General features: G+C 69.0%; 8 protein-coding genes. 3 read left to right on the top strand and 5 right to left on the bottom strand.

What is annotated here, in order from left to right:
* Positions 1-307 (bottom strand): AAA family ATPase (locus WA805_RS26400; RefSeq protein ID WP_425243700.1); only part of this gene is annotated, 307 nt, incomplete at its 3' end.
* A gap of 238 nt (positions 308-545) precedes the next feature.
* Here WA805_RS26400 and WA805_RS26395 point away from each other — a divergent pair.
* The gene (locus WA805_RS26395) at positions 546-1,394 is read left to right on the top strand and encodes a hypothetical protein (RefSeq protein WP_425243699.1); all 849 of its coding nucleotides are present in this window, start codon (positions 546-548) and stop codon (positions 1,392-1,394) included.
* 188 nt (positions 1,395-1,582) lie between these two features.
* Here WA805_RS26395 and aspS read toward each other — a convergent pair whose 3' ends face one another.
* From aspS to WA805_RS26380, 3 genes are read right to left on the bottom strand one after another with little or no spacing between them, the layout of a single operon-like run.
* Positions 1,583-3,352 (bottom strand): aspartate--tRNA ligase, encoded by a 1,770-nt coding sequence (gene aspS, locus WA805_RS26390; RefSeq protein ID WP_422337294.1) that lies wholly within the window; start codon positions 3,350-3,352, stop codon positions 1,583-1,585.
* Positions 3,349-4,620, bottom strand: a complete 1,272-nt coding sequence (hisS, locus tag WA805_RS26385) for a histidine--tRNA ligase (RefSeq protein WP_425243698.1) — start codon at positions 4,618-4,620, stop codon at positions 3,349-3,351. Before hisS ends, aspS begins: the two co-directional genes overlap by 4 nt.
* A gap of 4 nt (positions 4,621-4,624) precedes the next feature.
* Positions 4,625-5,302, bottom strand: coding sequence for an MBL fold metallo-hydrolase (locus tag WA805_RS26380; protein ID WP_422324503.1), 678 nt, complete (start codon positions 5,300-5,302; stop codon positions 4,625-4,627).
* A gap of 206 nt (positions 5,303-5,508) precedes the next feature.
* Here WA805_RS26380 and WA805_RS26375 point away from each other — a divergent pair, with 206 nt between their 5' ends.
* Positions 5,509-6,354, top strand: a complete 846-nt coding sequence (locus WA805_RS26375) for a peptidylprolyl isomerase (protein WP_422288981.1) — start codon at positions 5,509-5,511, stop codon at positions 6,352-6,354.
* 55 nt (positions 6,355-6,409) lie between these two features.
* Positions 6,410-7,648 (top strand): DUF349 domain-containing protein, encoded by a 1,239-nt coding sequence (locus WA805_RS26370; protein WP_422282229.1) that lies wholly within the window; start codon positions 6,410-6,412, stop codon positions 7,646-7,648.
* Positions 7,649-7,804: 156 nt separating this feature from the next.
* Here WA805_RS26370 and WA805_RS26365 read toward each other — a convergent pair whose 3' ends face one another.
* On the bottom strand, positions 7,805-10,048 hold the full coding sequence (locus WA805_RS26365) for a RelA/SpoT family protein (protein WP_422289200.1): 2,244 nt from the start codon (positions 10,046-10,048) through the stop codon (positions 7,805-7,807).
* Positions 10,049-10,120 lie beyond the last annotated feature (72 nt).

Raw genomic sequence — 10,120 nt, 5'->3', positions numbered from 1 at the left:
GGCGCGCGGCGTCCACGGCGGCGCGCACGTCCTTGACGCCCGCGGTCACCGCGGAGAGCTCAGTGAACCTCCGGCTGGTGACCTGGCTGACGACGTAGGCCAGGGTGGTCTTGCCGGTGCCCGGCGGCCCCCACAGCAGCAGCGACATCGGGGCATCGTTGTCGATGAGCTTGCGGAACGGCGTGCCCGGCGCGGTGAGGTGCCGCTGGCCGACCACCTCGTCCAGCGTCCGCGGCCGCATCCGCACGGCGAGCGGCGCGGCCTTCTGGGCCGCCCGCTCCTCCGCCTCATCGAACAAACTCTCCATGCCGTCGAGCCTACTGCCCGTGACAACCAGTAAGCGCCGGCCATGATCGTGGGGAGTTTTCCGCGATATCCGCTGAGAACTCCCCACGATCATGAGTCCGGAGGGGCGGGGGCGGAGTTTAACAGAGCGGGGGGCGCCGGGGAATTCGTTGTCCACAGGACGGGTGCAAAACGGGCACGTTTTCCACAGATTTTGATTGGCTATTCGAACTGATCCGGCCGCCCGTCAGGGTAGGGGCATGGGTTCCGAGCACAGTGGTGTCATCACACGGGCGCAGGTCGCCCGTTCCCGGCTGGGTGCCGCCAGAGCGGACAACCGGCTTCGCTATGGGCGATGGCAGCGCCTCCAGCGCGGGGTGTACTCACCCTTCACTGGCGAGCCATCCCGCGAAGCGCGAATCTGGGCAGCATTGCTGCGCGCTGGCCCCGGCGCCACGTTGAGCCACTGGACCGCGGCGGAAAGACACGGCCTCACCGACCGGTTGAGCCCAAAAATCCACATCACGGTGCCTGCGGACCGCAATCCGGTCAAATCAGGCGAGATTCCGGGTGTGGTGATCCACCGGTCAAACTCAATCCTGCGCACCCGCCACCCGGCCATGTCACCGCCGTGCACCCGAGTCGAAGAGACCGTCCTCGATCTGATCCAGGCTGCGGCGACTTTCGAAGAGGCTTATGCCTGGATTTGTGACGCGATAGGCCGGAGGCGAACGACGGCTGCCCGGATTCGCATAGCCCTTGACGCCCGGCCGAAGTTCCGCTGGCGCCGTGACATAGAACTCGCGCTTGGCAATGCAGGCGAGGGTGCGCTGTCCCACCTTGAATTGCGTTATGTCCAAGGTGTGGAGCGGCCGCACGGCTTGCCCGCCGCGAGACGCCAGGCTCGCATCAGCAGCCGAGGGGCTAGTCGTTATTTGGACAATCTCTATGAGGACTATCGGATTTGTGTTGAGATCGACGGGACAGCAGCTCACCCGGCCGCTGAGCAATGGCGGGATAAGAGACGTGACCGTTCGGTTCTCGTCGACAACCACATCGTGACCATCCGCATCGGATTTCTCGACCTCCGCGACCAGGAACGCCGCTGAGCCACGGCGGCCGACGTGGCACAGCTCCTCAGCCATCGCGGCCCCGCCGTGGGCCACCCATGCACCCACCAGGGGTGTTCAGTCAGCCGTACCCGTTCATGATCATGGGGAGTTGTCCGCGCTATTCGCCGAGAACTCCCCACGATCATGAGTGGAGCGCGTGGTTAGCGGCCCCGGAGGGGCGGGGGTTAGGGCTCTGGGGTGGGCGGCGGGGGGGCCGGGGCGGGGGTGGCGGGCTTGGCGTCGATGCCGGCCTCCTTGCGCTGCGCCGCGGTGATCGGGGTGGGCGCGCCGGTCAGCGGGTCGGACCCGGAGGCCGTCTTCGGGAAGGCGATCACGTCGCGGATCGTCTCCGCGCCCGCGAGCAGCATGATCACCCGGTCCCAGCCGAAGGCGATGCCGCCGTGTGGGGGCGGCCCGAACCTGAACGCATCGAGCAGGAAGCCGAACTGCGCCTTCGCCTCCTGCGCGGACAGCCCGATCACGTCGAAGACCGCCTGCTGCATGGCGGACCGGTGGATACGGATCGACCCGCCGCCGATCTCGTAGCCGTTGCACACGATGTCGTAGGCGTCGGCCAGCGCCTCACCGGGGTACGACGCGAACTTGTCCGCCCATTCGGGCAGCGGCGCGGTGAACGGGTGGTGCACCGAGGTCCAGCCGCCCTCGCCGTCCTCCTCGAACATCGGCGCATCGACCACCCACAGGAACGACCACGCCGACTCGTCGATCAGCCCGCAGCGGCGGCCGATCTCCAGGCGGGCCGCGCCAAGCAGTTCCTGGGATGCCCGGGCAGCGCCCGCCGCGAAGAACACCGCGTCTCCCGGCGAAGCCTGAACTGCCGCGCGGAGCCCCGTACGTTCCGAATCGGAAAGGTTTTTCGCCACCGGACCTGAGATCTCGCCGTCAGGCCCGATCAGCGCGTACGCCAGCCCGCGCGCGCCACGCGACTTGGCCCAGTCCTGCCAGGCGTCGAGCTCCCGCCGGGTCTGGGACGCCCCGCCTGGCATCACGACCGCGCCGACATGCGGCGCCTGGAACACCCGGAACTCGGTGCCCGCGAAGTACTTCGTCAGGTCGGTCAGCTCGACCCCGAACCGCAGGTCAGGCTTGTCCGACCCGTACCGCGCCATCGCGTCCGCGTAGGTCATCCGCTGGATCGGCCGCGGCACCTGGTAGCCGGTGACCGTGCCCCACAGCGTCGCCACGATGTCCTCCGCGACCGCGATCACGTCCTCGCGGCTGACGAACGACATCTCCAGGTCGATCTGGGTGAACTCGGGCTGCCGGTCGCTGCGCAGGTCCTCGTCGCGGAAGCAGCGGGCGAGCTGGTAGTACCGCTCGAGGCCGCCGACCATCAGCAGCTGCTTGAACAGCTGCGGGGACTGCGGCAGGGCGTACCAGTGGCCGGGGCGCAGCCGGACGGGGACGAGGAAGTCCCGCGCGCCTTCCGGCGTGGAGCGGGTCAGGTCGGGCGTCTCGACGTTCACGAACCTGTGGTCGCGCATGACGTCGCCGAGCAGGTACGCGGCCTGCGACCTGATGCGCAGCGCGCGCGCCATCTCCGCGCGCCTGATGTCGAGGTAGCGGTACTTGATCCTGACGTCCTCGCTGACCTCGGCGGCGCCCTCGATGGGGAACGGCAGCGGGTCGGCCTCGCTGAGCACCTCGACCGCCGCGGCGACCACCTCGATCGCACCGGTGGGCAGCTCCGGGTTCTCGTTGCCCGGCGGCCGCTGGCGCACCTCCCCGGTCACCTTGACGCAGTATTCGGCCCGCAGCTCGTGCGCGATGGCCTCTTCGCCGCGCCACACGACCTGGACCACGCCACTGGCGTCCCGCAGGTCGATGAACACGACGCCGCCGTGGTCGCGCCGCCGCGCGACCCAGCCGGCGAGAACTACCCGCTCCCCCGCGTGTTCCGCACGCAGGGTGCCGGCCTCGTGCGTCCTAATCACTGCGTCCCTAGCCTCTCTATCAGCCAGTCCGTGGCTTGCGCCGCCGCCACGTCCTGCTGGTCACCAGTTTTGAGATCCTTGATCGAAACGGTCCCGGCGCGTCTCTCCTCCGCGCCGATGAGCACCGCGAAGGCAGCGCCCGACCGGTCCGCCGCGCGCAGCGCGCCCTTCAGCCCGCGGGCGCCGAAGGCCATGTCCGCGTTGACGCCAGCCCGCCGCAGGTTCGTCATCAGGGTCAGCACGTCCGCGTGCGCCTCGGCACCGAGCGGCACGCCGAACACCTGGCAGGCGACCGGGGTTGTTTCCGTGCCGGCCGCGGCGCGTTCGGCCTCCATGGCCAGCACGATCCTGTCGAGGCCGACCGCGAACCCGATGCCGGGCAGCGGCGGCCCGCCGATGTCCTCGCTCAGCCCGTCGTACCGCCCGCCGCCGCCGATGCCCGACTGGGCGCCGAGCAGCGCGTGGTCGAATTCGTACGTCGTGCGCGTGTAGTAGTCGAGGCCGCGGACCAGCCGCGGCGCGTCGGTGAACGGGATGCCGAGGTCGTCGAGCAGGGCGCGGACCGTGTCGTAGTGGGCCTTGCATTCGGCGCACAGGTAGTCGGTCATGACGGGCGCGTTCGCCAGCTGCGCGCGGACATCGGGGCGCTTGTCGTCGAGCACCCGCAGCGGGTTGATCTCGATCCGCTGCCTGGTCTCCTCGTCCAGGTCCAGCGCGCGGAGGAACTTCTGCAGCGCCTCGCGGTAGACGGGGCGGCAGGTCTTGTCCCCGAGCGAGTTCAGCAGCAGCGTGTACTGCCTGAGGCCGAGCGACTGGTAGGCGTCCCACGCGACGGCGATCGTCTCGGCGTCGACCGCGGGGTCCTCGGTGCCGATCGCCTCCAGGTCGAACTGGTAGAACTGCCGGTACCTGCCTGCCTGCGGGCGCTCGTATCTGAAGGCGGGCCCGCTGGTCCACACCTTCACGGGCAGCGCGCCCTTGTGCAGGTTGTGCTCGAGCAGCGAGCGCAGCACGCCGGCGGTGAACTCGGGGCGCAGCGTGATCTCGCGGCCGCCGCGGTCGGCGAAGGAGTACATCTCCTTGCTCACCACGTCGCTCGATTCGCCGACGCCGCGGACGAACAGCGCGGTGTCCTCGAAGACCGCGGTCTCGACGGCGCCGTAGCAGGCGCGGCGGGCGGAGGTGGCGAACGCCTCGCGGGCTTCCTCGAACAGCGCGCTGCGCGGCGGTACGTATTCTGAGACCCCCTTGGGGGCCTGAAAGGCCATGGTGTTACAGCCCCCTTTGGGCTGGCTCGAGTCCGGTCAGGAACGGGTTGGTCCTGCGCTCGGCGCCGACGGTGGTCTGCGGGCCGTGGCCGGGCAGCACGACCGTCTCGTCGGGCAAGGTCAGCGTGCGGGCGAGCGACTTCAGCATCGTGGCGTGGTCGCCGCCGGGCAGGTCGGTGCGGCCGATCGAGCCGGCGAACAGCAGGTCCCCGCTGAACAGCGCGTCCAGGTCGTCCGCGCCGCCGCGGAAGGTCACCGAGCCTGGCGTGTGGCCGGGGACATGGCCTACGGCAAGCTGCACACCCGCCAGCTCCAGCGTCGCGCCGTCGGTGAGCTCGCGCACGTCGTCGGGCTCGGTGAACGTGATGCCGCCGAAGAGCTCCTGGCCCACGTTGAGCGCCAGCCCGCTGGCCGGGTCGGCGAGCAGGCCGCGGTCCGCCGGGTGGATCCAGGCCGGGATGCCCTTCGCGCCGCAGACCGGCCCGACCGACCACACGTGGTCGATGTGACCGTGCGTGAGCAGCACAGCGACAGGCTTCAGGCGGTAGCGGGCGAGGAGTTCCTCGATCCCGCGTTCCGCGTCCTGGCCGGGGTCGATGATCACGCACTCTTCGCCGGGCGCCGGCGCCACGATGTAGCAGTTGGCGGCGAAGGCGCCCGCGGGAAAACCGGTGACTAGCACGCAGACAGGCTACCGACTCGATGCGCGGCGCAGCGAACCGATAACAGTGTGGCTAACAACGTCGCTATCAGCGCGGCGAAGTGCAGCGAACCGATAACGACGGTACCGCTCCGCGCTGCCGCCGGGTACGATGCGCGAACGATCGTGCGCTAACGCCGCCAACGCGGACGTTACCGGTGGACAGGAACGCAGGAGGTCAGGGAGCCTTGGCGGGCAGTAGAGAGCGTCAGCGACAGCGCGCGCGCGAACGCCACGAGCGGCAGCGGGAGGAGCGCCGTCAGCGGCAGAGCCAGCTCCGCAAGCGGCTGAGCATCGGGGCCATTGTCGTCCTGGTCCTCGGGCTGGTCGCTGGCCTGTCCCTGGTGTTCGTCGGCGGGTCGACGCCGGCCGCGAAGAGCAAGCCCAAGGCGACCGCGTCGGCGTCGGCTACCAGTTCCGCGGCCGCGGTCGCCGAGCCCGCGCACCACTGCACGTATACGAGCAACGGCAGCGGTAAGCCGAGCCTGCCGACGGCTTCGCCGGATTACAACGCCAGCTATACGGCGGCGATCAACACCAACCTCGGCAAGATCGGCATCAGCCTGCTGAACTCGAAGGCGACGTGCACGGTCAACTCGTTCGCCCACCTGGCCGAGACGAATTTCTTCAACAACACCCAGTGCTGGCGGGTGTCCAACAGCAGTGGCCTTTACCTGCTCCAGTGCGGCGACCCGAACGCCACCGCGAAGTCGAAACTGTCCTGCTCGTCCAGCACGCTTGGGTCCGGCGGGCCCGGGTACCAATTCGCCGACGAAAACCTGACCGGGGCGACATATCCCGCGGGGACGGTCGCTATGGCCAATGGTGGCGCGAACACAAACGGCAGCCAGTTCTTCCTTGTGTTCAAGAGCACAACCCTGCCCGCTAGCTACACGCCCTTCGGGAAAATTACCTCAGGTCTGGATATTCTCCAGAATGTGGCTAAAGCTGGTACTTCCTGCACCATTCAGGCCGGCGGGGGCGTACCCAAGAAGAAGGTCATCATCAACAGCGTGACGGTCAAGAAGAGCTAAGTAACACATGGCGCTCTTAGGAACGGGCGCACACAAGAACCACAGGAGGTTCGCCGTGACCACCGCCAACGATCCGTGGGGCCGGGTAGACGACGACGGGACGGTCTACGTGCGTACGGCCGATGGCGAGCGGGTGATCGGCTCGTGGGCGGCAGGGAGCCCCGAGGAGGCGCTCGCGTTCTTCCGGCGGAAGTACCAGTCGCTCGAAACCGAGGTCGCGCTCATCGAGCAGCGGATGGCCGCCACCGAGATCGCGCCCGCGCAGGCCCAGGCGACCGTGCAGCGACTGCTGATCACCGTGGCGGACGCCAACTGCATCGGTGACCTGGACAGCCTGCGGGTGCGCCTCGAGGGGCTGACGACCGCGGTGGATCAGCGCCGCGAGGAAGTCAAGGCGGCCCGCGAGCACCAGCGCCAGGAAGCGCGGGATATCAAGGAGCGGATCGTCGCCGAGGCCGAGCAGATCGCCGTCGAGGCGACGCACTGGAAGGCGAGCGGCGAGCGGATGGCCGAGCTGCTCGAGGAGTGGAAGGCAGCGCCGCACGCCGACCGGGCGGTCGAGGCCGTGCTGTGGAAGCGGCTGTCCGCCGCGCGCAACGCCTTCACCAAGCGGCGCAAGTCCTACTTCGCGTCCCTGGAAGCCGAGCGGGAGTCGGTCAGGATCCGCAAGGAGAAGCTGGTCGAAGAGGCCGAGGCCCTCCAGGACTCCACCGACTGGGGCCCCACCACGTCGGCCTACCGCGACCTGATGCGGCAGTGGAAGGAGGCCGGCCGGGCCGGCCGCGATGCGGAGGCGGAGCTGTGGAAGCGGTTCCGCGACTCCCAGGACAAGTTCTTCGCCGCCCGCACCGAGGTGTTCGCGGCCAAGGAAACCGAGCTCCGCTCGCACGCCACGGTCAAGGAGCAGCTCCTCGCCGAGGCCCAGGCCCTGCTGCCGGTCACCGACCTGCGCACGGCCCGCACGACGCTGCGCTCGATCCAGGAACGCTGGGAGCAAGCCGGCTCGGTCCCCCGCGACTCCCGCGAGCAGCTCGAATCCGGCCTGCGCCGCGTGGAGGAGGCGGTCCGCCGCGCGGAAGACAACCAGTGGCGCAAGTCCAACCCCGAGGCGCTAGCCCGCGCCGAAGGCACGGTCAACCAGCTCCGCGCGGCGATCACGTCCCTGGAAGCCCAGCTGGCCCGCGCCCGCGAGCGCGGTGACCAGTCCGCCATCAGCAACGCAGAAGAAGCCCTCGAGGCCCGCCGCTCCTGGCTAGAAGAAGCCGAGCACACATTGGCGGAGTTCAGCAGCTAGGCCCGGGTTGGCGGTCGATGGCCCATCGACCCCACTCTTGGGCGGTCAATGGCCCATCGACCCCCTTCGGGCGCTGCGCGGGAGGCGTTCGCCGAGCCTGGGGAATGTGTTACGCGGTAGCTGAGGGAAGCGTGGGGCGCCGCTGCCGTGTACGGGCTAGTTCTGCATGCGGTAGACGTCGTAGACGCCGTCGACGCCGCGGACTGCGCGCAAGACGTCGCCCAGGTGCTTCGGGTCGCCCATTTCGAAGCTGAAGCGGCTGATCGCTACCCGGTCCCTGGTGGTGGTCACCGACGCGGACAGGATGTTCACGTGCTGGTCGGACAGTACCCGCGTGACGTCAGAGAGCAGCCGGGTGCGGTCCAGCGCCTCTACCTGGATGGCGACCAGGAATACCGAGGCTTCTGACGGCGCCCAGTGCACCGTGACCATGCGCTCGCGCTGGGTCTGGGTGAGATGCGCCAGGTTCCCGCAGTCCACACGGTGCACGGAGACCCCGTGGCCGTGCGTGACGAAGCCCTGGATCTCGTCGCCGGGCACCGGTGTGCAGCACTTGGACAGCCGCACCCACACATCGGTCGCGCCCTCGACCTCGACGCCCGAGTCGGTCGCCGTATGTGTCGGCTGGCGGAACACCTGCGGGATCGGTGTCGCCTCGGCCAGGTCGTCCTGCTCGCCGGCGCCGCCGACCGCGCGGACCAGCTTGGCGACGACGGACTGGGCGCTGATCCGGCCTTCGCCGACCGCGGCGTAGAGCCCGGACAGGTCGTTGTAGTGCAGGTCCCTGGCGATCTCGCGCAGCATGTCCGCGCTCGTCAGCCGCTGCAGCGGCAGGGTCTGCTTGCGCATCACCTTGGCGATCTGGTCCTTGCCGGCCTCGACGGCCGCTTCCCTTCGCTCCTTGGAGAACCACTGCCGGATCTTGTTCCTGGCCCTGGCGCTCGTGACGAAGTTGAGCCAGTCCCTGTTCGGGCCGGCTTCCTGCGCCTTGGAGGTGAAGATCTCCACGGTGTCGCCGTTTTCCAGGGTGGACTCCAGGGCCACCAGGCGGCCGTTCACCCGGGCCCCGATCGTGCGGTGCCCGATCTCGGTGTGGATCGCGTACGCGAAGTCGACAGGGGTGGCGTCCTGCGGGAGCGCGATCACCTCGCCGCGCGGGGTGAACACGTAGACTTCGGCGCCGGCGAGGGCGAAGCGCAGCGAGTCGAGGAACTCCGCCGGGTCCTCGGTCTCCCGCTGCCAGTCCACCAGCTGGCGCAGCCAGTCCATCTCGGTGGCGTCGGCTTTCCCCGACCCGTTCTTGGCGTCGCGCGTCACGGCCGGGCCGTAGGCGACCATGTCTTCCTTGTACTTCCAGTGCGCGGCGACGCCGTACTCGGCGCGCTTGTGCATGCCCCAGGTGCGGATCTGCAGCTCGACCGGCTTGCCGCCGGGGCCGATGACCGTCGTGTGCAGCGACTGGTACATGTTGAACTTCGGCATCGCGATGTAGTCCTTGAACCGGCCGGGGACCGGGTTCCACCGCGCGTGGATCGTGCCGAGCGCCGCGTAGCAGTCCCGCACCGAGTCGACGAGGACCCTGATGCCGACCAGGTCGTAGATGTCGTCGAAGCCGACGTTGCGGGCGATCATCTTCTGGTAGACCGAGTAGTAGTGCTTCGGGCGGCCGGTCACGCTGCCCTTGATCTTCGCCTCGCGCAGGTCACCCTGCAGGTCGGCGATGACCTCCTGGAGGAACACGTCGCGGCGCGGGGCGCGCTGCGCGACCAGCCGCGCGATCTCGTCGTACCGCTTGGGGTACATCGTCGCGAACGCGAGGTCCTCGAGTTCCCACTTGACCGTGTTCATGCCGAGCCGGTGCGCGAGCGGGGCGAAGATCTCGAGCGTCTCGCGGGACTTGCGCTCCTGCTTCTCCCGCGAGAGGTAGCGCAGCGTCCGCATGTTATGCAGCCGGTCGGCGAGCTTGATCACGAGGACCCGGATGTCCCGCGACATCGCGACGACCATCTTGCGGACCGTTTCCGCCTCGGCCGACTCGCCGTACTTGACCTTGTCCAGCTTGGTCACGCCGTCCACCAGCGCGGCCACGTCCTCGCCGAACTCACCGCGCAGCTCGACCAGCGTGTAGGGCGTGTCCTCCACGGTGTCGTGCAGCAGTGCGGCACAGAGCGTGTCGGTGTTCATGCCCAGCTCGGCGAGGATCGTCGCGACCGCCAGCGGATGGGTGATGTACGGGTCGCCGCTCTTGCGCTTCTGGTCACGGTGCCAGTAGGCGGCGACGTCGTAGGCGCGCTCGACCGTCCGCACGTCAGCCTTGGGATGGGTGGCGCGGATGGTCTTCATGAGGGGTTCGAGTACAGGGTTCACACCGGGCCCCCGCTGGGCTCCGAGCCTCGCCAGGCGGCGGCGGACGCCGACTCCTGGCGGGGCCGCCGACGGCTGCGCAGCCGGCGTTCTTTCCTGGCGTTGCGG

Source organism: Trebonia sp., assembly GCF_049794275.1.
Taxonomy (GTDB): Bacteria; Actinomycetota; Actinomycetes; order Streptosporangiales; family Streptosporangiaceae; genus Trebonia.
The sequence above is the reverse complement of the archived record's forward strand: the minus strand, read 5'-3'. Positions and strand labels throughout refer to the sequence as shown.

Bases quoted from the DNA above. Each gene is read 5' to 3' on its own strand.
- WA805_RS26395 (WP_425243699.1), top strand. From the start codon at position 546: ATGGGTTCCGAGCACAGTGGTGTCATCACACGGGCGCAGGTCGCCCGT.
- hisS (WP_425243698.1), bottom strand. From the start codon at position 4,620: ATGGCCTTTCAGGCCCCCAAGGGGGTCTCAGAATACGTACCGCCGCGC.